The sequence below is a fragment of the Devosia sp. Leaf64 genome, assembly GCF_001421945.1.
GTDB lineage: Bacteria > Pseudomonadota > Alphaproteobacteria > Rhizobiales > Devosiaceae > Devosia.
The window spans coordinates 119,623-143,333 of sequence record NZ_LMLO01000007.1; the positions used below are offsets into that span (position 1 = coordinate 119,623).

The window sequence follows — 23,711 nt, forward strand, 5'->3', positions numbered from 1 at the left end:
GGATGTGGGGCCAGACCGGATCGGTATCCGGTCCGCCCAGATGTGACGCTTAACGATCTAGAGTTAGACAAAGCGACCCGATGAGACCAAACCAGAACAAGAACCGGCAGCGTGGCCGGAACGGCGGACGCAAGCACGTCAACCCATTGTCGCGGAATTACGAGAGCAATGGGCCGGACGTAAAGGTCCGCGGTAATGCGGCTCACGTCGCCGAAAAGTACCTGCAACTGGCGCGCGATGCCCAGTCTTCGGGTGACTCGGTGATGGCGGAGAATTATCTCCAGCACGCCGAACATTATTTCCGCATCGTCTCCTCCGCCCAGCAGGCCATGAATGGCCAGCGCGATGGCCAGAGCCAGGACGACAATGAGTTCGATGACGATGTCTCGGACATCAACTCGCGCTTTGCCTCGCCCCAGCCGGTTCAGGCTCAGGCCGGCAACGAGACGCAGGACGACATAGCGCAGCCCCAACCGGTTGCCGTTGCAGCCGAGGATGCTGGTCAGCCAGCCGGCGAACAGGCCGAAGCTGGTGCTGCCGCACCGCAGGCCGAAGGCGAAGCCGCGCCGCGCAAGCAGCGTGAGCGCCGTCCGCGCCGCCGTCGCCCGACTGCCCAGGATGGCAATGGCGATCCGGCCAATGCTCCGCAGCCCGATGTCAGCGAATTGCCGGCGTTTTTGACGGCTGGCGGCACGGCAAACGCTGCCGAGTAAGCACTGCTTTCAGAATTGAAAAGGCCGGGCTCAGTGCCCGGCCTTTTTGTTTTCGGCTGTTCGTTGGACGACGCGCGCCGAGGCTATGCGGCCACCTGACAGTGATGACGAATGTCTTCGAGGCGCACCGTGTGCAGCGTCTTGCTGCGCTCCGCTTGGGCGGCATCGGCGAGGGAGACGAAGCCGAGCGTCAGAGCCGCGCCCTTGAGCGTATGCAGCACGTGATCCAATCCATCGGCGTCGCCCTTTGACAGCGCCAGTTGCGCCTGGGCCAGCATATGCTCGCAGGATTGGATGAAGTCTTCGACGAGGCGGTCGAACTCGTCTTCGCCGAGGGCTTCTCTGAGACTTTCCTGATGGTCCTTGTCCACCTCATTCTCGGAGAGAGGCGCGAGCTGGACAGCCTCGGGCGAGAGGTGCTTTTGCAAGATGTCGGTCAGCTTGACGGTGGTCAGGGGCTTCGCCGAATGATCGTCCATGCCGGCATCCAGGCAGGCCTCGCGATCGGATTCGAACGCATTGGCTGTCAGGCCCACGACGGGCAGCGCAAAACCCCTGGCGCGCAATTGCCGCGTTGCTTCAAGGCCATCCATCTGCGGCATCTGCATGTCCATGAGGACGAGATCGAAGCGCGAGGCGGCCAGCATTTCGAGCGCCTCCTGCCCATTGCAGGCCGCGACGGCATCGAGCCCAAGCTTGGCGAGGAGGCCGACGGCCACGTCGCGATTGATGGGATTGTCATCGACCACGAGCACTGTGCCTCCAAGCTGCACGGGTGGAAGCGCCTCCAGCTCGACATGGTTTTCGTCGATCGTCTCGACTGGTCCGGCCGGCAGATCGAACCAGAAAGTGCTGCCGAGCCCCACGGCGCTTTCCACCCCGATCTTGCCATCCATGACATTGACGAGGCGTCGGCAGATGGCGAGCCCGAGTCCGGTGCCGCCAAAGGATCGCGTATTGGAGCTGTCGATCTGGCTAAATTCGCGGAAGAGTTTTTGGCGGTCCGCTTCGGAAATCCCAGGGCCGGTATCGCGCACCTCGAGTTTCAGCCGATCGCCGCGCACCGTGCCGGTGACGACGACGGACCCGGCGGGCGTAAACTTGATGGCATTGCCGATAAGGTTGACCAACACCTGCCGGATGCGATTGGCATCGACGAAGACGCTGACATCGGGATAGTCGAAGACGAGTTTGAGCCCTGCCGTTTCGGCACGAACGCTCATCATCCGCTCGATCGGCACCATGGTTTCGCGCAGGCTGACGCGGATCGGTTCGAACCGCACGGCGCCGGCTTCAAGCTTGGAATAATCGAGGATGTCGTTGATGACATCGAGCAGCATGTCGCCGGAAAGCCGGATGGTTTCCACCTGATGCATCTGGTCGCGCTCGAGTCGCGAGCCGCGCAAAAGTTCGGTCATGCCGATGATGCCGTTAAGCGGGGTGCGGATTTCGTGGCTCATGGTAGCGAGGAATGCCGACTTTGCCGCGCTTGCGCTCTTGGCCTTCTTGGCGATGCGCTCGTTGCGGCGGCTGAGAAGTTCGACTTCCCGACCGCTGCGGGAGAGATGATAGAGCTGGACGCCAAGAAGGGCGACGATCAGCACCAAGGCAATGGTCAGCGCGGCAACGCTGAGGCCGATGCGCCAATAGATGAAGAGTGTCTCGTTGCGCTCTTCGACGCGAATTTCATTGAATGCGGAATTGGTCGCGACGAGGAGATCGCCCGTTGCCTGCCGCGCGGCCTGCGCCATGCCGAGAATTTCGGCGGCTTCAGCGGGGAAACTGGCGGGGTCGGCGGCAAGGCCATCCATGGTCGCGACCATGGAATTGATGGCGCGATTGGCCGCGGCCGCCTTTTGCCCGACAAGTGACGATGCCGGGAAAATCTCGGTATAGGACCCTTGGGTCAGGAGATGGGTGCGGCTGAACAGGAGATCGAAGCGCATGGAAACGTCGCCGACGTCATGGTCGATCTGTGCGGTCTGGATTGCTTCGATGAGGCGCGCGGCTTCACGGTCGGCTTGATAGGCCGCCCAACTGATGTCTTCGCGCACGCCGGAGCGGATAGTGTTCTGCCGCTCGCTGAGGCCAGCGAAAAGCCAGATGACCGAACTGAGCAGGACGACGCTGAGAAGGGTCAGAAAGACGATGCCCCGCCCGATCCTGCGGGACACAACTTGCCGGGCTCTGGCTGTCGCCGTCGGCATCTCAGTGAACCGTCAGGCTGGCGACCTGCCAGACCGAACGCGAGAAGATTACCTCATTATAGAGGTCCGGATGCTCGTCGAACGGATAGATGACGAAAAGCGGGCCTTTGTCGCGGACAGAGAGCTCCTCGCCATCGACGCGCGTCGCGAGGATGACGGGGTAGTCCTTGATATCATCCATCGGGATTTCGGCCGAATAATCATTGAGCGCCGTCACCGTGACGCTCTCGCCGCTGGCGCCAAGCGTCTCCAGCAGATCGCCGATGACGACGCCGCTGAATTCGTGTTCGCCATCATACCAGGGGGTCGTCGCCTTGATCGTGTGCTGGGGCAGGGCATCGAGCATGGCGAGATCGAAGGCAGCGGTTTCGCCATCGTTCATCGTGGTAATGGCGCCTTGAACTTTCAGGATCGGCTTGGCCAGCTCACCGGCCCAGCTTGGGCCTGTCGCGATCACGAGGAGGGCAAGGCAAGATGCTAGTCGGAGCATGGTACGCACCTTTCACGCTGCGTTGGAGTGCATGGCATTGCCGCAGATCGGGGCAATGCGTGGCCAGGCGCGGACAAGGGCCGCGATACAGGCTGGATCGAAATGCGTGCCCGAACAGCGGACGAGTTCGTCGCGTGCGGCCTCGGCGGCCCAGGCCATCTTGTAGCTTCTGGCGCTGCAGAGGGCGTCGAGCACATCGGCGACGGCCGTGATGCGGGCGGCGAGCGGAATAGTTTCGGCGACTAGCCCATGGGGATAGCCGGTGCCGTCCCATTTCTCGTGGTGGCACCGCGCGATCTCTTCGGCCATGCGCAGCATGTCTGAATCGCCATTGGCGAGGATATCGGCGCCGATCAGCGGATGGGCCCGCATTTGCGCCCATTCGCCTTCGGTCAGCTTGCCCGATTTATTGAGGATGGCATCGGAAATGCCAATTTTGCCAACGTCATGGAGCGGGGCCGCGAGCCAGAGCGTGCGGACGAATTTTTGATCGAGGCCCATTTCCTCGGCGATCGTGCCGGCAATGCGCGCGACGCGTTCGACATGGTCGCCGGTTTCATGATCGCGCACTTCGATGGCGCGGGCGAGGCGATAGATCATGTCCTCTTCGCGCCGCTGGAGATGGACCGTGGCTTGTGCGACCTCGGCTTCGAGATGCACGGCGCGGTCTTCGAGCTGGTTCTGGGCGCGGCGGAGGGCAAGGAGATTGGTGAGGCGCGAGCGCAGTTCGAGCGGATCGACCGGCTTGGCGAGAAAATCGGTGGCGCCGGCATCGATCGCTGCCAGCCGCGTCGGCCGATCGGCGTCGGCGGTGATCATGACCAGCGGCACATGATGATGGCTTGGCAATTTGCGGATATGGGAAATCAGATCGATGCCCGACATGCCGGGCATGACATTGTCGACGATCATCAGATCGCAGGGGTTCATCACCGCATCGGCGAGCGCCGAATGCGCTTCGGAAAAGGCCGAGACCGTCACATCGGGAAACCGACTGACGAGCTTTTTCAGCACCTCGAGATTGGTGCGATTGTCCTCGACGATAACGATCCGCATCTTCGATCCCCCAAGCGCAGCAATTTGTATTAAATTCCGTGGACGAACGAAACTGCGGAGCGTGGGTTAGCTTAGCGGGACGTTAAAGGGTTCTGGTGCCGGGGGCCTTGGCTTACTAAGCGCGGTGTGAAAGGCCCCAATTGCCCAGGGCGTCGAGAACCGGAATAAGGGTTCGGCCATAGTCGCTATAGTCATAGGCGCTGCGGACGACATTTTTCTCTTTTCGCTCCAAACGTTTCAGCAGTCCATCGGAGACGAGCGCGTCGAGGTGATCGGTCAGCACCTTCGGCGATATGCCGGGGAGCGCGCGTTTGAGTTCGCCAAAGCCAGCCTCGCCATGGCGCAGATGCCAGAGGATACGCGTCTTCCATTTGCCCGAGACGAGCTGGATGGTGACGAGGGCCGGGCAGTCGATCATCTTGGCATCAAAGCCAGGGGTACTCACCATCGGGTAACTCCTTGTCGAAAGGACCGGGTCTCAGCAGAGTGGCGCCTGAGGAGAGCGCCATGACGACACTTAGCCTATATGACTGGATCGGGGGCATTGATGCACTGTCCCGTCTCACCCAAGCATTTTATCAGCGCGTTCACGCCGATGACCTGCTGGGGCCGGTTTTTGCGCGGATGGACCCCGAGCATCCGCGTCACGTGGCCGAGTTTCTGGCCGAGGTCCTGGGTGGGCCGCCATTTTATTCCGAAGCGCATGGCGGGCATCTTGAAATGGTGCGGCACCATCTCAACCGCCAGCTTTCCGAGCCGATGCGGCGGCGGTGGATCAATCTGTTGCTCGATAGCTATACCGATCTCGGGCTTCCGGCAGATCCAGAATTTGCTTCGGCCTTGATCAGCTATCTCGAATGGGATCGCGTCTTGCGGTGATCAATTCTCAGCCCGGCGCCACGGTGTCCGAAATGGCACCAATGCCGCGATGGGGTTGGGGCGAGGCCAAGGGGCCGTATAGTCCCGGGGGCAGTTGAGGGCAGAGTTTTAGGAAGGCGCGCGTTGCTTTTCGAAGCGGGTGTCGCCGCTTTCCATTTGGTGTTTTTGCACCCAGCCGAGCCGGTCGTAAAAGCGCGCGGCGCTGGAGGTTGCATCGGTCCCGAGCCAGATGGTGTCATGGCGCGCGAAAAGGAATGCTTCGGCGCGGGCCATGAGACCGCGGCCAATGCCATGGCCTTCCCATTCCGGGCGGACGAAGAGCGCGAAGACGCAGGCCTCGTCGGTATCGGCCATGGCAAAGCCAATCACCTCGCCATCCTGTTCTGCGACCCAGATGCAAGGTTGCGCGCTGAGCGCGGCGGCGATCGTTTGGGGCGTGATGCCCATTTCGGCCATCCGCTCGAGCGAGATGTGATTTTCTTTCACGCTGGTGCGGACATCGAAAATCGCCGGGATATCGGCTTGAAACGCAGTGCGAAGGATGGGTGTCATCTGACCTTTCAGGCCGCGATCTAGTCTTGGTTTGGACTGTAATTAACCAATATTTGAAAATCTAAGCCCTAAATAGGGCAGTCAGTTCGGTGCGCGTTCTGCTTGGATCTTTCTTCCGTGATTGCGGGGAATACCGAGCGGCCTCAAGTCTTTGGATTGGCAAGGCAAGCGCTTGGCGCCCCTCTTTCCAATACAGGATGACGTGCATGCCGATCTTTGCTCCCAAGGATTCCGATTCAGATGCTGTGTTGGCAGCGATCGGCCGATCGCAGGCGATCATTGAGTTTGACCTCATGGGCAATATTCTCGATGCCAATGCCAATTTCTGCAAGGCGCTCGGCTATGACCGCTCGGAAATCGTGGGCAAGCACCATCGCATGTTCGTTCTGCCCGAAGATGCCGAAAAGCCGGCCTATCAGGCGTTCTGGTCCAACCTTGCCAAGGGCGAGTTCGACCAGGGCCAGTATAAGCGGATCACCAAGGCCAAGGACGAGATCTGGATCGAAGCCACCTACAATCCGGTCTTCCGGCGCGGCAAGCCTTATAAGGTCGTCAAGATCGCGACCGATATCACTCCGGCCAAAATGAAGAGCGCCGAGGACGACGGGAAACTGGCGGCCCTATCGCGCGCGCAAGCCGTGATCGAATTTACGCCCGATGGCACGATCCTCGGGGCGAACGAAAACTTCCTTTCAGTGCTTGGCTATAGCGCCGGCGAGATCGTCGGCCGTCACCACGCGATGTTCTGCGCGCCGGACTATGCGAACTCGACCGAATATCGGCAGTTCTGGAAAAAGCTCGCGGCCGGGCAGTTCGTGACCGACCAGTTCCTCCGCTTCGGCAAGGGTGGCAAGCGCGTCTTCATCCAGGCGTCCTATAATCCCATCCTCGACGACAAGGGCCATGTGTTCAAGGTCGTCAAATTTGCGACCGACGTAACGGAGCGCATGTCGGCCGTCGAAGAATTGGGCGCAGCGCTCAATCGGCTGTCGCAGTGCAATATCCGCGTGACCCTCGATTATCCGCTGGTGGGCGAATTCGAGCGCCTGCGGGCCGACTACAATATGGCCATCGGCGAAATCCAGAAGACGCTGGTCAGTGTCTTGGGTCAGACCGGCGACGTGCGCAAAAGCAGCCAGGAAATGTATGAGGCGGCCTTGCAGCTCTCGGACCGTTCCCAGCAGCAGCAAGCCGCCTTGCGCCAGACCTCGGCCTCCCTCGAGCAGATCATGACGACGGTCCGCTCATCGGCCACCAATACCGAGGAAACCCGCAAGCTCGTCCAGACCGCACGCGAATCGACGAAGGCCTCGACGCTGGTCGTGACCGAGACGGTCAGCGCGATGGAAGATATCGAACTGGCGTCAGGCGAGATCAACAAGATCATCGGGGTGATCGACGACATCGCCTTCCAGACCAACCTTCTCGCGCTCAATGCCAGCGTCGAAGCGGCGCGTGCGGGCGATGCGGGCAAGGGCTTTGCCGTCGTTGCGCGCGAAGTACGCGAACTGGCCCAGCGCTCGGCCAAGGCTGCAAAGGACATCAAGGTCCTGATCAGCAATTCGGGCGCCAAGGTCATGGACGGGGTGCGTCTCGTCGGCCGGACCGGTGAAACCATCCGGGAAATTGAAGAACTGGTGAAGGCGATCGACCAGAATGTCGATGCGATTGCGAGCGCTGCGCAGGATCAGTCCATGGGGCTGCGCGAGATCAATAATTCGGTGGGCGAGCTTGGCCGGATGACCCAGGAAAACGCCATGATGAGCGACCGCACGACCGAGATCAGTGCGACGCTGCAGCACGGTGCCGATGCGCTCGCGCAACTGGTCGACCTGTTCAAGCTCAACCGGCGTCAGGTCCAGCGCGACGGAACCTCAATCCCGCAAGGCCAGCGCTCGACGGTTCCTCTCGGGACTAACAGTCACGCTGCATAATCGTAAGTCAGGGTGATCTTGTTCGCTGCGGCAGAATGAACCGATTGGGAGTGTAGCCATGAGGGCATCGAGACTTCTGACGGTTCTTGCCTTGGCGACGATGCTGATCTCTGCCGCGCACGCGCAGGATATCATCGAAGGCGATATCCCGGCGGGTCCGCCCTTTGATGGATCAAGCGGCCGCGCAAGCATGTTCGATCTCTACCAGGTTGCGCGCATTGCCACGGCCGCGGGGAGCGAACATCTCGACGCAGATGATGACGAATTGGCTGATGCCATTGGAACGGCGCTGACGACGAAGGGCTATCCGGGCACGCGGCTTGTTATGTCGGACGGCGACAGGGCGTGTGTCGTGGATGACCAAGTAGAGGTCCGCTTCGGCCGACATTCGAACAGCGGAACGGTCGAGGTCGTGGCGGCAAATCAGTATTGGTACTCATTGGGAGAGGCGCCGGCTGACGGCTCACTCCGCACCGAGGATTTTGCGCAGGACTGTTTGCCGTAGCCATCGGCAAATGATCCGACGCCGCGTTTATAAAGCGACGCCGGATTCCAAGGCTATTTCTGCTGCGGAGGCAGTGGTTCGCCGATTGATAGCATCAGGCGATTGGCCCAGTTGAAGAAGGCAGAGGCCGAGATCACGTCGGTGATCTCGAAATCATCGAGGCCGGCTGCGCGCAGCTTGTCGATTTCCGCGCTGCCAAAGGCGATCGGGGTATCGCTGAGGGCGACAGCCGCATCCTTGACGGCATTCCAGCGCTCGCCGAGATCGGCGCCCGTGCCTTCATCGAGCAATTTCTGCACATCGTCGCGGCGCTTAGAATGGCTGGAAGCAAAGCGCGAATGGACCGAAGCGCAGAAGATGCAGCCATTGTGCCGCGAGGTCGCGGTGGCCGAGAGTTCGCGTTCGGCCCGGGGCAGGCCGCCATTGGGATTGTAAAAAATATCCTTGTCGGCCTTGGTGCGGGCTTCGAGCACTTCGGGATCATGCGCGAGCAGCATGAAATAGGGAGACTTTGCGCGGGACGCATCGACGAGACCGGCCCAGTAACGCTCGGTCAGTTCGGCTTCGGCGAGCGGCTCCAGCCAGGGGGTCCAGCCGAGTTCGTCCTGGGTAAAGATATTGGGGGTATTGGTGTGCGACATCGGTCGAAATTCCTCAGGCGGTGGCGGACGCTGCCTCAGGCAGGCGATCGTTGAGATTGTTGGCGGCCGGATGCGCTGCAAGCGCGCTGAGGCCCTCGACGATGCGTACCTGGAAGGAGAGAAAGGCCACAAGCTGGGAGATCGTGACGATCCCGGCCGTGCTCCAGCCTGCGGCAAGGAGCGCATCGAGCGCTGCCTTGCTTGCGTCGCGCGGGCGGAAGACCAGCAGATGGGCATGTTCGAGAGCTGCGCTCAACTTCTCGCCGAGCACCGAACGGTTTTCCAAAGACACCGTGTAAATCAGGCCAACCTTGTTTTCGGAGGACAGTGGGCCCTCGGGATAAGTGCCATAGGGGCCGGTGGTCTTGCCCGCGGCGGTTTCCGCCGTGATTGCCGCCACGATATCGGACCTATCGGCGGCACTGTCGAGTGCCTTGGCATAATGGGTACCAAGGACAAGCGGGCCATGAAGACCGGTGACGAAACGGGCAATGGCGAAGCGCTCGAGTGAACTGACCTCGGTTGTATTCACGGGTTCGAACAGCGCTACGTAGGCTTTCTCGATATTGTCGCGGGCCACTTCGCGGTGGCGGCGCAATTGGTCGAGATGCGACCCCGGCGCGATGGACAGAACGCGATCGATGAGATCGGTGGTCATGGAAAAATCCTTGTTCAACTGGCGATTGCGATGGATGGCCGGGCGCGCCAGCCGAGCGCGGGCGCGACGGCGGTGGCGGTGAGTTCGAGCGAGCGCAGGATCAACTCGTGCGGTGGATCGACCGAGTGGACCTGGAAGGAAATGTCGGTGGCGCGCGCGAGCGTCGTGTCCTGCGAGAGGCTGTCGATCACGGTTTCGACTGTGCCGACATGGGTGTCGAAGGCGCGGATCAGATCGGGCAATGTATTGCCCGAAAGGATATGACCGCCCGCCGCGAACTTCTCTGCGATCCGGCGGAGGCCCTGGTCGGCCCATTCGAGCGCCGTCGATTGCTCATCCGCGACGAAGAGCGTGCGCGACGCGAGAATGCGCGGTTCGACGCCGCGGGGCAGGTTTTGGAGATAGGCATCGATGATCGGATGCTGCAGGTCGGCAAGGCTGGCGTCCGGATTGTCCGGCGCGCGCGGCTGGGTGCGTGAGAGCATGAGCCCATCGCCCGCCGCGCCGGCACGGGCGCCGCCATCGACCGAAAATGTGGCCTGCCAGATTCGTTCGAGGAGCGGCTTGCCCTCGGGGTGCAGGTGATTGCCGCCACCGAGATCGCCGCCGCCGAGGGCCTTGCGTAGGACATCGAGATTGGCGCCATTGATCGCACCACGCGCGGCGCTTTCGAGCCCGAAGGCGACGAAGGAGCTGGCGGTGCCGCCGCTACCGATGCCAAGTTCGAGCCGGCCATTGCTCAAGAGACCGAGCACGGCAGCGTCTTCGGCGACGCGAATGGGTTGTTCGAGCGGGAGGGTGATGATGCCGGTGCCGAGGCGAATGGTTTTGGTCCGGGCCGCAACGTGGCTGAGGAACACCAAGGGCGACGGGAGCCCGCCTTCTTCATAGTTGAAATGGTGCTGGGCGACCCAGGCGCTGTCAAATCCCAGCCGCTCGGCATGGATGATCTGTTCGGCGCCCAATCGATAACGTTCGCCGGGCGACACGCTGTCGAGCAGGCGGGAGAAAAAGCCCAGGCGCTTGGGGCTGGTCATTCGGCGGCTCCTGAATAGTGGAGGACGGGATGGCTGGCGCCGAGGCGCCGGCCTGGAATGGCGGCAAGGAGATCGCTTGTGTAAGGAGACGCTGGCTCAGTGAAGACGCGCGCAACCAGGCCGGTTTCGACCGCTTGGCCCGCCTGCATCACCGTGACGGTGTGGGCGATCTGGCGCACCACTGAGAGATCGTGGGTGACGAAGAGGTAGGTCAGCCCGAGCTGGTCCTGAAGCTCGGTCAAAAGGTTGAGGATTTGCGCCTGAACCGTCACGTCGAGCGCCGACACGGCTTCATCGAGGACGAGGAAGCGCGGTTCGAGGACCAGCGCGCGGGCAATGGCGACGCGTTGGCGCTGACCGCCCGAGAGGGCGCGTGGATTGCGCGTGATCACATCGGCCGGCAGGCCCACTTTCTCGATCATTGCGGCTGCGCGCTCGTCACGCGCCTTGCGGGTCAAGGTTTCGAAATTGCGTAGCGGTTCGCCAACGATATCGAGGATGCGCTGGCGCGGATCGAGCGAGGTGAAGGGGTTTTGATAGACGAGCTGCACATCGCGCCGGAACAGCCGGCGCGCTTCGCCCGAAAGCGACGTGACCTCCGTGCCCTCGATGAGAATACTGCCGGATGTTGGGCGCTGGAGGCCGACAATGCTGCGGGCGCTCGTCGTCTTCCCCGAACCGGATTCACCGACGAGCGCATGGGTCGTGCCGCGAGCAATGGAGAAAGACACATCATCGACGGCAAGGACACGGGTTTTGCCGTGGCCGAATTCCTGGCGGAGGTTGCGGACCTCGATGGCGGCTTCGGGATTTTCTGGGGCGTCCCTAAACCCTTTTGGCGCGAGCGAGGGCGCATCGGCGAGTAGCTGCTTTGCATAGGCGCTTGTGGGCCGCGCGAGCAGGGCAGACGTCGGCCCCTGTTCCTCGACATGGCCCTTGCGCAGGACCACTACGCGGTCGGCGCGATCCGCGGCGACACCGAGATCGTGTGTGACAAGCAAGACGGCCGTGCCGGATTCAGCGCGCAGTTCATCGATGAGATCGAGGATGCGGTGCTGGACGGTGACGTCGAGGGCGCTTGTCGGTTCATCGGCAATGATCAGCGCTGGTTTAAGCGCGACGGCGATCGCGATCAGCACGCGCTGTTTCATGCCGCCCGAAAGTTCGTGCGGATACTGGTTGGCACGCAGTTCGGGATTGCTCAGCCCGACGCGGCCAAGCAGTTCGAGCACGCGCGCGTGGCGCGCCTTGCGATCGCGCCAGCCGTGAAGTTTCAGGATTTCCTCGACCTGCCGGCCGATGGTCAGGACGGGATTGAGCGAGCTGCCGGGGTCCTGCGGTATAAGGCTCACGACCTTGCCGCGAATGGCATCGAAGCGGCGGGACGCCCAATCGCTGAGTTCGGCGTCGTTGAGGCGGATGCTGCCGCTCTCGATCCGGCCATTATCGGGCAAGAGCCCGATGATCGATTGAGCCGTGGTGGTCTTGCCCGAACCGGATTCGCCGACCAGCGCCACGACTTCACCTTCGCCGATGGAAAACGACACTCCATTGACCACCTGCCGCCGGCCTTCGGGGAGATGATAGGAAATGGTCAGGTCGCGGATATCGAGCAGGGACTTTTTGGAGGGAAAGGCCAGCATGTTCATGATGATCTACGCAGCGATTGGCTGATGCGATTGGCGGCAAGCACGACGAGAATGACGGCAAGGCCCGGAAAGGTCGTCAGCCACCAGGCGGCGGTGAGATATTTGCGGCCTTCCGAAATCAGAAGCCCCCATTCCGGGGTCGGCGGCGGCGCGCCATAGCCGAGAAATCCGAGTGTCGAAATCGCGAGGATGGCGCTGCCGAACTGGAGCGCGGCATAGGCGATGACCGTGCCGAGCGAGTTGGGGAGGACATGGCGCCACAGCACGGCGGCAAAGCGCCCTCCGCTGCCGAAGGCGGCTTCGACATAATCGGCCTGGCGCACGCGGATGACTTCGGAGCGCATCAGCCGGGCAAAGCCGGCAACGATTGTGACCCCGACGGCGACGGCGACATTGACCGTGCCGAAGCCCAAAATGATGATGATCGAGAGCTGCAGCAAAAGCCCGGGGACGGACAGGAGAACATCGACGATCCGCATGATGGCGATGTCGAGCTTGCCGCCCACTGAACCGGCGACGAGGCCCAGCGCCGTGCCGCCGAAAAAGCCGACCGCGACGGCGACGATGGCGCCGGCGAGCGAATTGGCGGCGCCATAGATGATACGCGCGAGGACATCGCGGCCGATTTCGTCGGTGCCGAACCAGTGGGCGGCGTCGGGCGCCTTGAGCTGATTGCCGGCAATGCCGACCGTGCCGCTATGGGGCGTGAAGAGACCGGGGGCCACCGCCCAGGCGAGCACGACCGCGATGATGGCCCAGGATAGAACAAGCGTCGGATCAAAGCGCGGAATGCGGCGCGATGGGGCGCGGGCGCCAAAGAGATCGAGCGTCGTCATGCGAGGGCTCCCACTGTTCTTTTAAGACGCGGATCGATGAGGGGCGCGGCGAGATCAACCAGGAGATTGATGAGAATGAAGCCACCGGCGGCGAGGATGACGATGGCCTGAAGGACGGCAGTATCCTGATTGCTCACGGCCTGTTCGGTGATCCGGCCGAGGCCATTGATGCCGAAGACGGTTTCGGTGACGACGGCGCCGGCCAGCAGTTCGCCGAAGAGGAGGCCGGCAATGGTCAGGACCGGCAAGAGTGCGTTACGCAGCACATGGCGCCAGAGCACGCCTTTGCGCGTCGCTCCCTTGGCCCGGGCCACGGCAACGAAGGGCTGGGCTTCGACTTCGTCGAGGCTACGGATGAGGATCTGCGCCAGCGGCGCCGCAATTGGCAGAGCCAGCGTCAGCACCGGCAGGATCAGCGCCTGGAATTCATTGGGATTGATGATCGGTACGAGCCGCAGCCGGAAGGAAAAAATCTGGATCAGCATGATGCCGAGCCAGAAGACCGGCACCGAAATCATCAGCGCCGGCAAAGAGGCGAGGGCGTTGCGCAGCCAGCGGAATGGCGCGAGGGTCGCGGCAAATGCAATGGCGAATGCCAGCAGAATGGCGAGGATGAGCGCGAGGCTCGCGAGCCGCAGGGTTGGCGGCAGATTGGTGGCAAGGAGCGTATTGACCGGCACGCCGGCCTGAATGGAATAGCCGAAACTGCCTTGGAGGAAATTCAAGAGCGTATTGCCATACTGCGCCCAAATCGGTGCATCAGCGCCATAGAGCACGCGGATTTCGGCGATCTGCTCGGGTGTCAGGCCCATTTCCGGGTTCTGGTATTTGATCAGGATGGCGTCGCCAGGCAACGCCTGGAGCAGCAGGAAGGACGCCGTGAACGCAAGGAGCAGCACCACCAGGGCCTGTCCGATGCGGGAAACGATCGCTTGGGTCATCGCCAACTCCTGAAAGGGAGGCGCCCCGATGGCGGGGCGCCCTGGTTTGGGATCAGCGCGGGGAAAGCCACGTGTTGTAAAAGCTCGGGCGGGCAACGGCGTCGAAGGTGACGTCGTGGACATAGGGCGCACCGGCAAAGACCTGCGGCTCTTCAAAGATCGGGATCACATAGGCCTGGTCGAGGAGGTAGGCCTGAACATCGGCCGTGAGCTTGAGGCGCTTGTCGCTATCGGGCTCCGAGGCGATGGAGAGAAGGAGCTTGTTGAGTTCAGGATCTTCCCAGGTCGCATTGGGGTTGGTGCCGCCCTTTTGCAAAAGCGAGTCGCGATTGGTCGGATAGAAATTCGACTTGATCACATCGGGATCGGCACGACCGACCATGGCTGGACGAAGCGGGGTCTTCAGCGGGTCGAGATTGTCCGTCGTTGCGCTGCCGCTATCACCGGCCAGCACGTTGAGCTTGACCCCGACCTGAGCCCATTGCTGGCTGAGGAGCTGGAGCGTCGCGCGGTTTTGCGGCTGGGGCAGGGACTCATAGATATTGAGCTCGAGCTTTTTCCCGTCTTTTTCCCGGATGCCATCGGCACCGGGAACCCAGCCGGCCTCATCTAGCAGCGCCTTGGCGCGGTCCTGATCGAAGGCCAGCTTGTCAGAGAGATCGACATAGCCCGAAGCGGTCGAGGCGATCACCGACGTGGCGCGCGGATAGTGGCTCGAAAAAAGCGTCGAGACGATCTCTTCGCTATTGGTCGCGGCGGTCAGCGCCTGACGCACTTTTAGATCGGCGACGAGCGGATTTTCCGGGCGGAAGGAGACGTTGTTGTTGACCCCGCGGGTTGGCGCGGAGAGGATTTCATAACCCTGCTGCTCCACCTGCGCCTCGTCATAGGCCTGGATCTGGCGGATGACATCGGCCTGTCCGGCGAGAAGTGCGCCGATGCGGACGCTGTCTTCCGGCGTCACGACATATTGGATGGCGTCGAGATAGGCCCGACCCTGATGAGCAAGGCTCTCCGGCCCCCACGCATAATCCTCGCGGGCCTTGAGGTTGAGGCTCTGGCCGAGCACTTCGCTTTCGACAACGAAGGGGCCGGAGCCGATGATCTTGGTCGCATCGCCCAATTCGTTATAGGGCTGATCGAGGACGCTCGGAGCCACGAGGCCTGAGCCGATCACCGATGTCGCCTGGAGGAAGCCGGGGGCTGGCGCCTTGAAGACGAATTTGATGGTCAGCGGATCGATGACTTCGCTGTGGTCATAGTTGTTGATCGCTTCGGCGACCGGATAACCCAGCTCCTTGTTGCCGAGACCGAAGGTGTCGAAATTCTTGGCGACGGCTTCGGCATTGAGCGGGGTGCCATCGGAGAAGGTCACGCCATCGCGCAGCTTGAAGGTATATTCGGTCGCGTCGGCATTGATCTCCCAGCTCTGTGCAATCCAGGGCTCGTTCTTGAGTGTCTCTGGGTTTTGCCAGGTCAGCTTGTCGGTGATCTGATTGAGAATGCCGCTATTGGGATAAAAGCCGCCGGCCGGGGGATAGAGATTGGTGTGGGCCTGCTGCTCGAGATAAACGAGCGTGCCGCCCTGCACAGGGCTTTCCTGAGCCAGAACCGCACTGGCCGATACCGAGGACAAAAGCGCCCCGACCACCAGAAGGCGACTGAATTTTCCGCTGACGCGCACGAACAATGACACGGTGTGACCCTTTTCTTCGTAGGCCGCCCTGCAGCCCTAACCGGAGCAAAGCCTATCCCGAGGGCGTCACAAATCAACAATGTCTATGAAACTGGTAGTCTAATATCCCGCGGCGCCGTAGCAGTTTTTGCCCGGAGGGTTGTCCGTTTGAAAATCCGCGCGTTTCGGCACGCATGAGCGCGCCTAAAAGAGGGCCGGACCTGAAACCCGTGATATGCGCGAGCGCACCTCAACCGCTCCATCGGAACCATGGGGGACGGCGGGTATTGGATGACACATGGAGTCCTCACGCATGTCCGTCTTATCGTCTTCGCGCTCTATCGGTCTCTTGCTGCCGGTAGCCGTCGGTTTTTCCTGCGCAGATGAGGGACTGGCCCGTGGCTAGTCAGAACGATCCAGCGCTTGTCTCGCCTCTTCTGCCATCGGGCCTTCCCAACCAGCAAAACGGCGACAGCCGGGCGGCAACGCAACCTCCGGCTGCGGCGGTTGGGTTTCGCCTGGCGCAGTTGTGGACGCAAAGCGGCGGCGACCTCTGTTATGTCGCTTCGAGCGAACGGCGGAGCGAGGAGACGGCGCGGGCGCTGGCCGGCTTTGCCGCCGGGGCGGATGTGCTCCATCTGCAGCCCTGGGATTGTCTGCCCTATGATCGTGCCCGGCCATCGAGCGAAAGCATGGGACGGCGCATGGCCAGCCTGCGGCGCATGACCGAACCGGCCAAAACCGGTCGGATCGTCGTCACCTCGCCCCAGGCCGTGGTGCAGAAACTGCCGCCGCGCAAAATTGTCGGCGCGGCGCTTCTTACCCTGACGCGGGGAGAGGTGCTTGATCGCGAGGCTTTTGAGCGCTTCGTGTTGCGTACGGGCTATGTGATCGATGATCGCGTGGACGAGCCCGGCGAGATCGCTATTCGCGGCAATGTAGTGGAAGTGTTTCCGGCCGATGCCGATGCGCCGATCCGGATTACGGACGCTGAAGACGGCACGATCGAAACGATGACGCGTTACGATCCGCGCAGCCAGCGCTCGCTCGAGGAAATCGAGACGCTGCAGCTGGGTCCCGCGTCGGAATGGATCGCGGAGGACGCCGATACGGTCGATGTCGACGAGCATCGGCTCGGCGAGCGCTATGACAGGCTCGAGACGCTGTTCGATTATCTGCCCAAGGGACGAATGGTCGTTTCGCCCATGGCTCACGAGAATATCGCGGCGATCCACGAGCAGATCGCCGAAGCCTATTCCACAGCGTGCGATTTCGGGGAAGCGAGAAAACCCCGACCGGTCGACGAGCTTTATCTCGATGCAAAGGCTTGGGATGCGGCTTGCGCCAAGACCGAAGAGCTGAATGTCGATCTCTACCAGATCGAGGCAGTGCCGGACTTTTCGGCGGTGCGCAGCCCGAGCGCGAGCCTTGGCGCTTTCATCAAGGAGCAGTTGGCGCTCAAGCGGCAAGTGATCGTCTGCGGAACGCCGGGCGAGCAGCAGCCATTGCGCAAAATCCTACGGCGGCAGGGCGTCGAGGTTTCGGATCTCGACGGTGGGCTCGATGCCTTGGATGGATCGGCTGGCGTCCACATGGCGCCATTCGATCTCGACGAGGGTTTTGTCGATGCGCGTGCCGGTCTGGTCGTCATCGCGGCAGCCGATGTGCTGGGGAGCCGATTGAATGCAACCCAATCGGCGCAGCAATTGCTGGCGCCGGTCGAATTGCGGGTGGGCGATGTCGTCGTCCATGAAGACCACGGCGTCGGCATTCTGCGCGATCTGACCCAGGTCGAGGTTGATGGCGTCGCGCAGGATACGATCCGGCTTGAATATCATGGCGATGCATCGCTGCTGGTGCCAGTCGAGGATTTCAGCAAGCTATGGCGCTATGGCGCCGAGCCCGACGCGGTGACGCTCGATCGGCTCAATACCGATGCCTGGTTCAAGAAGCGCGCCAGCGTCAGTGCCGAGATCGATGAGGCCGCCGCGCGTTTGGCCGAACTTGCCGAAGCGCGGCTCAAGGCCGAAGCGCCGGTGTTGCGGCCGCCAAAGGCGGCCTATCAACGCCTTGCCACGCGCTTTCCCTATGCCGAAACGCCCGACCAGGCAGCGGCGATTGCCGCGGTGCTGGAGGATCTCGGCTCAGGCCGGCGCATGAACCGTCTCGTCTGTGGCGATGTTGGCTTTGGCAAGACCGAGGTGGCGCTGCGAGCGGCAGCGGCTGCGGCGCTGGCCGGCAAGCAGGTGGCTGTCGTCGCGCCAACGACGGTGTTGGCGCGGCAGCATCTCCATAGTTTCGAGCGTCGCTTTGCGGGCACCGACATCACGATTGGTCACCTCTCGCGTCTCAATTCGACGGCCGAGAACAAGGCTGTGAAGGCGCAGTTGGAGAGCGGCGAGATCCGCATCGTGGTTGCGACGCACGCCATTGTTGCGGACGATGTGAGCCTGCCCGAACTGGGTCTCGTTATCCTCGACGAGGAGCAGCGGTTTGGCGCCAAGATCAAACGCCAGTTGCAGGAGATGACCGCAGGCGTTCATATGCTCTCGATGAGCGCGACGCCCATTCCGCGCACTTTGCAGGCGGCGATGGTGGGATTGCAGGACGCGAGCATTATCGCGACACCGCCAGCGCGACGGCGGCCGATCAGGACGTTCCTGGTGCCATTCGATGCGGCATCGGCGCGTACGGCACTGCTGCGCGAGAAGCGCCGCAATGGGCAAAGCTTTGTCGTCGTGCCGCGCATCGAAGACATCGCTAAGGTCGCCGAGGAACTGGTGCGCATCGTGCCCGATCTCAGCATTGTCGTGGCGCATGGCGAACTGCCGGCAAAGGAGATCGATACCGCGCTTCTCGGCTTTGCCAATGGCGAGGGCGCTGTGCTGCTCGCGACCAATATCATCGAAAGTGGCCTTGATGTGCCGCGCGCCAATACGATGCTGATCTGGCGAGCCGACCGCTTTGGACTGGCGCAATTGCATCAATTGCGCGGCCGGGTGGGGCGCGGTCGAGCGCAGGGCGTGGCTTATCTCTATACCGCGCCCGACGAGGAGATTGCCGAAGCAACGCGTGCGCGCCTCTCGACGCTCGAAGCCTTCGACCGGTTGGGTGCCGGGTTCGAGATCAGCGCACGCGATCTCGAATTGCGCGGGGCGGGGGATCTTCTGGGTGAAGATCAGGCCGGACACCTGCATCTGATCGGGGCAAGCCTTTATCAGCAACTTCTGGAAGGGGCGCTGCGTCGGGCCAAGGGAGAGGAAACCGAAAAGCGGCGCTCGGCAAAGCTGAACCTTGGCGCATCGGGCAGTATCCCGATCGACTACGTGCCCGAGGCCGTGCTGCGCATCAATCTCTATGCCCGGTTGCAGCGATTTTCGCGGCCAGAAGAGGTGGATGATTTCGCCGATGAACTGGAAGACCGGTTTGGCGAGCGCCCACCCGAGGTGGAGATGTTGCTCGACCACGCGCGCTTCGGCCTCAAGGCGGCAGCGCTTGGTGTCACCCAGATCGATGCCGGTCCACGCGCCATTGCCTTCACGCCGGCGGATAAGGCCGTTGGCAAAAGACTGGCTTCAAACAAGCGGCTGGAGCAGGCAGGCGAGCGGCTGGTCCATAAGCTTGACGAGGGCGCGGAGCCCCTGGCTGAGCTTTCGATCCTGCTCGATGAAATCCCGGCGTGATCGACTCAGCGGTTTGTTCACGGGAGCAGGAGCAAGAGAGCTGTTGCTGCGATCTATGTAAGCGATGCTTGCATCAGGCAATTGTTTACGACGCGCGAAAAATTGCTGCCTGGCTTCGACTTATCGCCAGGTTGGGCCGTTGCCCAAATCTGGGGGAGTACACTGAATGACCACGCCGCAAATTTTCGCGTTCGGCATCATTTTCTTCATGATGGTCGCCTTCGTCTGGGGCCGATGGCGCTATGATCTGGTCGCCGTCGGGGCGCTTCTGGCGGCAGTTGCAGCGGGGATCGTTGCGCCCGAGGATGCGTTCACCGGCCTTTCCGACGATATCGTCGTGATCGTCGGTAGCGCCCTTGTCGTCAGCGCCGCAGTGGCGCGCTCGGGCGTCATGGAAGTTGCCGTCCGGCGCTTTGCGCCCAATCTGCGGACGCCGCGCGCGCAACTGGTGGTTCTAGTGCTGACAGTCACTCTGCTGTCTGCGTTCATCAAGAATATCGGTGCGCTGGCGATCATGATGCCGATCGCCTTTCAGATGGCGCGAAAGTCTGGTGTGTCGCCGTCTCTGTTTCTAATGCCGATGTCTTTTGGCGCGCTGCTCGGTGGTCTGATGACGCAGATCGGTACCTCGCCAAACGTGATCGTCTCCCGCGTGCGCGAGGAACTGACCGGCGCGCCATTCACGATGTTCGATTTTACGCCCGTCGGCGCGTCGCTGGCTTTGGTGGGCGTGGTGTTTCTGGCGCTTTGCTATCGCCTTCTGCCCGAGCGCACCCAAGTCAAAAGCTCGCTCGATCAGGCGATCTCCATCAAGAACTATACGACCGAAGTTCGCGTGCCGGCCGATTCTCCCAGCATCGGGGAAACCGTGGGCGCGGTGCAGCGGCTTGGCGGTGGCCAGGCGATGATCACCGGCATCATTGCGGCGAACGGCAAGCGCCGCCTGCCGCTGCCCGATTCACTCGTCCATGAAGGCGAATTGCTGATTGTCGAGGGCGAGCCCGATGCACTCGACAGGATCGTCTCGCAGGGAAAGCTCGCCTTTTCCGAAAGGCGCGACCATGCGGTATCCGCGAGGGAAGTCGGGGTTGTCGAAGCCGTCGTGGGCGATAGTTCGTCGCTGGTCGGCCGCACCGCCAAGGAATTGGCACTGTTCGACGCTGAAGGTCTCAACCTCCTCGCCGTTGCGCGTCGCGATAAACGCCTGACCGAGCGTCTGGGGGAGATCCGCTTTAACGTCGGCGACGTCCTCGTGCTGCAGGGCGATCTCGACACACTGCCCGGACGGTTGCGCGATTGGGACTGTTTGCCCCTCGTCGAGCGTAACCTGACCATTGGCAGCATCCGCAATGGGCTTATCCCGGTGCTGATCCTCATCCTTGCCATGGGCAGTACGGCGCTTGGCCTCGTTTCAGTGCCGATCGCGTTTTTTGCCGCCGCCGTTTTGATGGTTGCGACCCGCACCGTGCCGCTGCGTGATGTCTATACCCATATCGATGCGCCGATCCTGATCATGCTGGCAGCGCTGATCCCGGTCAGCGACTCGCTGCGCACCACCGGGGCAACGGACCTGATTGCCAATTGGCTGTCCTCGACGGCGTCGGTGCTGCCGGCCTATGGGGCGCTGGCGCTCATTCTGGTCGTCGCGATGGCTGTGACGCCGTTCCTCAACAATGCCGCGACCGTGCTGGTGATGGCGCCGATCGCAGCGACCTTTGCGGCCGATCTCGGATATCAGCCTGAGGCCTTCTTGATGGCTGTGGCAATTGGCGCGGGCTCAGATTTCCTCACGCCCATCGGTCACCAGTGCAATACGCTGGTGATGGGGCCGGGCGGCTATCGGTTCGGCGATTATTGGCGATTGGGCTTGCCGCTGTCCCTGTTGGTGATCCTTGTCTCGGTGCCCATGCTCTTGCTAGTCTGGGCGCTCTAGACAGAGCCTCGGGTCAGCACAAAAAGCTGGGTGCGGATCGCGCCCAGCCTCTGCAGCATGTTGATATCCAAACTTAACTGATCAGGCTTTGCGCGGCGTTAGACGCTGCGTCGGCCGGTGAAGAGCTTGAAGAGGACGACGATCACGGCAATCACGAGGAGAAGGTGGATCAGCGCACCAGCGACCTTGAAGGCGAGCCCGACGGCCCATAGTCCGAGCAGAATGATCGCAATTATCCAAAGCATCTGGGTCTCCGTCCTGTTTCGCATCAGATCATAGCTAATGTAGAAGACATCGGGACGTTCCAATTGGCTGGAACAGAACCGGGGCCCTTGTCGATGCGCGTGATCGGTCTTCTTCGTGCCTATGTCGCGCCGCCTTCATTCATTGCCTTTGCGGTGGCGCTCGTCGTCGCGGTTTCTGGCGCGCTGCTGGCTGGGGTCCCGATTTCGGAATCGCTGCTGTTCGGCTTCGATGCGGCCTGTGTGGTGTTCCTGCTCTACCTCTTGCGGCTTCGCGGCCATGACGCGCTCGACATGCGCCGGAGCGCTGCGGCAAACGACACCAACCGCACGGGGCTATTGGCGATTACCATCGTCATTCTGCTTGTGGTGCTTGTTTCCATCGGGACCCTGGTGGGGGACAAGATCAGCGCTGCAGGCGAAATTCCGCTTGTCCTCGTGACGCTGGCGCTCGCCTGGCTCTTCGCCAATGTCGTCTTCGGGCTCCATTATGCCCACCTCTATTATGGGCAGGCCGATGGCTCCGATCGCGGCGGGCTCGATTTCCCCAAGGTCGACACGCTCGACTATTGGGACTTTTTCTATTTCAGTTTCACGCTTGGCATGACCTTCCAGACCTCCGATGTTAGCATCGAGAGCGGCAGTTTCAGGCGCGTCGTGCTGATCCACACCATGGCGGCGTTCGCCTTCAACATCGGCATTCTCGCCTATGCCATCAATATTTTGGGTGGGCAGACGTGAGATTTTGGGTGGACAGATAGGCTCTGCCCGGGTGTGCCTCAGGCCTCCGCCGCGTTATGCTGAAGCAATGTCGTTTTTATCTGCCGGATAGACCCATGACCGATACCGTTCTCGATCGCTTCCTCCGCTATGTCGTCATCGATACACAATCCGACGCGGATTCGCCGAGCCAGCCATCGACGGAAAAGCAGAAGGATCTGGGGCGGGTTCTGGTCGAGGAACTGCTCGCGATCGGGCTCAGCGACGCGCATATGGACCAGCATGGCTATGTCTATGCGACGGTGCCGGCCAATACCGACAAGGACGTTCCCGTCATCTGCTTCTGCTCGCATATGGACACGGCGCCCGATTTTTCGGGGACCGGGGTGCAGCCCAAAATCGTCAGCAATTATCAGGGCGGGGATATCACGCTCGGCAATTCCGGGCGGGTCATCAAGGTGGCCGAGCATCCCGAGCTCAAGAACCAGATCGGCAATGATCTGGTGACGACGGACGGCACGACCCTGCTTGGTGCCGACGACAAGGCTGGCCTCGCAGAGATCGTGACGGCGGCCAAAATTCTGCTCGAGGACACATCGATCCGGCACGGCACGATAAAACTGCTGTTTACGCCGGACGAGGAAATCGGGCGCGGGGTGGACAAGGCGGATTTGCAGAAACTCGGTGCGCGCTTTGCCTATACGATGGATGGCAGCACGGCCGGGCATGTCGAGGACGAAAGCTTTTCCGCCGATGGGCTGACGCTCGAAATCACCGGCGTTGCCATCCATCCCGGCTATGCCAAGGACCGGATGGAAAACTCTATCAAGATCGCCGGCGCGATCCTCGCGCGGTTGCCGCGCGATGTGTCGCCCGAGGGGACCGAGGGTCGCGACGGCTTCGTGCATCCGACCGAAGTCACCGGGTCGATGGAAAAGGCGGTGATCAAGATGATCATCCGCGATTTCACCGAGGAAGGCCTGCGGCAAAAGCGCGACATGGTCGATGATCTCGCCCGGTCGGTGCTCGCCGATTTCCCCGGCTCGCGCTATGCGATCACCACCCATGAGCAATATCGCAATATGAAGCAGGTGCTCGACCAGCACCCTGAAATCATCGAAAACGCTGCCGAGGCGATCCGCCGGGCCGGGATGACTCCGGTGCAAAAATCGATCCGCGGCGGCACGGATGGCTCGCGCCTGTCGTTCATGGGCCTGCCGACCGCCAATATCTTTGCCGGCGGCCACGCCTTCCACTCGCCGCTCGAATGGGTGAGCCGGCAGGATATGGAGCGGGCGGTGCAGACGATCGTCGAATTGGCCAAGGTCTGGGAAGAGCGGGCCTGAGCCTGCCTCAATAT

21 protein-coding genes are annotated in these 23,711 nt (G+C 61.7%); 8 read left to right on the plus strand and 13 right to left on the minus strand.

Annotation, left to right across the window (positions count from 1 at the left end; translation table 11 throughout):
- Positions 1–80 precede the first annotated feature (80 nt).
- Complete coding sequence (locus ASE94_RS21635) at positions 81–713, plus strand: DUF4167 domain-containing protein (protein ID WP_082460943.1); 633 nt, start codon at positions 81–83, stop codon at positions 711–713.
- Between the two features lie 83 nt (positions 714–796).
- Here ASE94_RS21635 and ASE94_RS05485 read toward each other — a convergent pair whose 3' ends face one another.
- From ASE94_RS05485 to ASE94_RS05500, 4 genes are all read right to left on the minus strand, one after another.
- On the minus strand, positions 797–2,887 hold the full coding sequence (locus ASE94_RS05485) for an ATP-binding protein (RefSeq protein ID WP_162236048.1): 2,091 nt from the start codon (positions 2,885–2,887) through the stop codon (positions 797–799).
- Positions 2,888–2,921: 34 nt separating this feature from the next.
- Positions 2,922–3,410 (minus strand): molybdopterin-dependent oxidoreductase, encoded by a 489-nt coding sequence (locus tag ASE94_RS05490; RefSeq protein WP_062629536.1) that lies wholly within the window; start codon positions 3,408–3,410, stop codon positions 2,922–2,924.
- Positions 3,411–3,422: 12 nt separating this feature from the next.
- Entirely contained in the window at positions 3,423–4,466 is a 1,044-nt protein-coding gene (locus ASE94_RS05495; protein ID WP_062629537.1) for an HD domain-containing phosphohydrolase, read from the minus strand.
- A 115-nt stretch (positions 4,467–4,581) separates the two neighbouring features.
- Entirely contained in the window at positions 4,582–4,914 is a 333-nt protein-coding gene (locus ASE94_RS05500) for a helix-turn-helix domain-containing protein (RefSeq protein WP_062629538.1), read from the minus strand.
- 59 nt (positions 4,915–4,973) lie between these two features.
- Between ASE94_RS05500 and ASE94_RS05505 the strand changes: the two genes are divergently transcribed.
- Positions 4,974–5,345 carry a group II truncated hemoglobin gene (locus ASE94_RS05505; protein WP_348270955.1) on the plus strand — a complete coding sequence of 124 codons (372 nt, stop codon included), beginning with the start codon at positions 4,974–4,976 and terminating at the stop codon, positions 5,343–5,345.
- A gap of 108 nt (positions 5,346–5,453) precedes the next feature.
- On the opposite strand, the gene ASE94_RS05510 is transcribed toward ASE94_RS05505, so the two are convergent.
- The gene (locus tag ASE94_RS05510; protein ID WP_062629539.1) at positions 5,454–5,897 is read right to left on the minus strand and encodes a GNAT family N-acetyltransferase; all 444 of its coding nucleotides are present in this window, start codon (positions 5,895–5,897) and stop codon (positions 5,454–5,456) included.
- 206 nt (positions 5,898–6,103) lie between these two features.
- On the opposite strand from ASE94_RS05510, the gene ASE94_RS05515 reads away from it, so the two are divergent.
- Positions 6,104–7,831: a PAS domain-containing methyl-accepting chemotaxis protein gene (locus ASE94_RS05515; RefSeq protein WP_062629540.1), complete on the plus strand. Its 1,728-nt coding sequence runs from the start codon at positions 6,104–6,106 to the stop codon at positions 7,829–7,831.
- Positions 7,832–7,889: 58 nt separating this feature from the next.
- Positions 7,890–8,336 carry a hypothetical protein gene (locus ASE94_RS05520; protein ID WP_061908129.1) on the plus strand — a complete coding sequence of 149 codons (447 nt, stop codon included), beginning with the start codon at positions 7,890–7,892 and terminating at the stop codon, positions 8,334–8,336.
- Positions 8,337–8,389: 53 nt separating this feature from the next.
- Here ASE94_RS05520 and ASE94_RS05525 read toward each other — a convergent pair whose 3' ends face one another.
- Genes ASE94_RS05525 through ASE94_RS05555 form a run of 7 tightly spaced genes read right to left on the minus strand, consistent with a single transcriptional unit; the run spans position 8,390 to position 15,749 of the window.
- Positions 8,390–8,977 carry an alkylhydroperoxidase domain protein gene (locus ASE94_RS05525; RefSeq protein WP_062629542.1) on the minus strand — a complete coding sequence of 196 codons (588 nt, stop codon included), beginning with the start codon at positions 8,975–8,977 and terminating at the stop codon, positions 8,390–8,392.
- 13 nt (positions 8,978–8,990) lie between these two features.
- Positions 8,991–9,635, minus strand: a complete 645-nt coding sequence (locus ASE94_RS05530) for a CMD domain protein (protein WP_062629563.1) — start codon at positions 9,633–9,635, stop codon at positions 8,991–8,993.
- Between the two features lie 14 nt (positions 9,636–9,649).
- Positions 9,650–10,672, minus strand: coding sequence for a putative FMN-dependent luciferase-like monooxygenase (locus ASE94_RS05535; protein ID WP_062629543.1), 1,023 nt, complete (start codon positions 10,670–10,672; stop codon positions 9,650–9,652).
- Entirely contained in the window at positions 10,669–12,315 is a 1,647-nt protein-coding gene (locus tag ASE94_RS05540; protein ID WP_156351893.1) for an ABC transporter ATP-binding protein, read from the minus strand. Before ASE94_RS05540 ends, ASE94_RS05535 begins: the two co-directional genes overlap by 4 nt.
- A gap of 2 nt (positions 12,316–12,317) precedes the next feature.
- Positions 12,318–13,157, minus strand: coding sequence for an ABC transporter permease (locus ASE94_RS05545; RefSeq protein WP_062629545.1), 840 nt, complete (start codon positions 13,155–13,157; stop codon positions 12,318–12,320).
- Entirely contained in the window at positions 13,154–14,098 is a 945-nt protein-coding gene (locus tag ASE94_RS05550; protein ID WP_062629546.1) for an ABC transporter permease, read from the minus strand. Before ASE94_RS05550 ends, ASE94_RS05545 begins: the two co-directional genes overlap by 4 nt.
- Before the next feature lie 52 nt (positions 14,099–14,150).
- The gene (locus tag ASE94_RS05555; RefSeq protein ID WP_244483981.1) at positions 14,151–15,749 is read right to left on the minus strand and encodes a TIGR04028 family ABC transporter substrate-binding protein; all 1,599 of its coding nucleotides are present in this window, start codon (positions 15,747–15,749) and stop codon (positions 14,151–14,153) included.
- A gap of 422 nt (positions 15,750–16,171) precedes the next feature.
- Between ASE94_RS05555 and ASE94_RS05560 the strand changes: the two genes are divergently transcribed.
- Positions 16,172–19,456: a DEAD/DEAH box helicase gene (locus tag ASE94_RS05560; protein WP_162236049.1), complete on the plus strand. Its 3,285-nt coding sequence runs from the start codon at positions 16,172–16,174 to the stop codon at positions 19,454–19,456.
- A 166-nt stretch (positions 19,457–19,622) separates the two neighbouring features.
- Positions 19,623–21,389: an SLC13 family permease gene (locus tag ASE94_RS05565; protein ID WP_062629548.1), complete on the plus strand. Its 1,767-nt coding sequence runs from the start codon at positions 19,623–19,625 to the stop codon at positions 21,387–21,389.
- A 98-nt stretch (positions 21,390–21,487) separates the two neighbouring features.
- Here the strand turns inward: ASE94_RS05565 and ASE94_RS05570 are convergent, their stop codons facing one another.
- Positions 21,488–21,634, minus strand: a complete 147-nt coding sequence (locus ASE94_RS05570) for a lmo0937 family membrane protein (RefSeq protein ID WP_156351884.1) — start codon at positions 21,632–21,634, stop codon at positions 21,488–21,490.
- Positions 21,635–21,727: 93 nt separating this feature from the next.
- On the opposite strand from ASE94_RS05570, the gene ASE94_RS05575 reads away from it, so the two are divergent.
- Positions 21,728–22,372 (plus strand): DUF1345 domain-containing protein, encoded by a 645-nt coding sequence (locus ASE94_RS05575; protein ID WP_062629550.1) that lies wholly within the window; start codon positions 21,728–21,730, stop codon positions 22,370–22,372.
- Between the two features lie 95 nt (positions 22,373–22,467).
- Positions 22,468–23,697: a peptidase T gene (gene pepT, locus ASE94_RS05580; RefSeq protein WP_062629551.1), complete on the plus strand. Its 1,230-nt coding sequence runs from the start codon at positions 22,468–22,470 to the stop codon at positions 23,695–23,697.
- Positions 23,698–23,711: the final 14 nt, after the last annotated feature.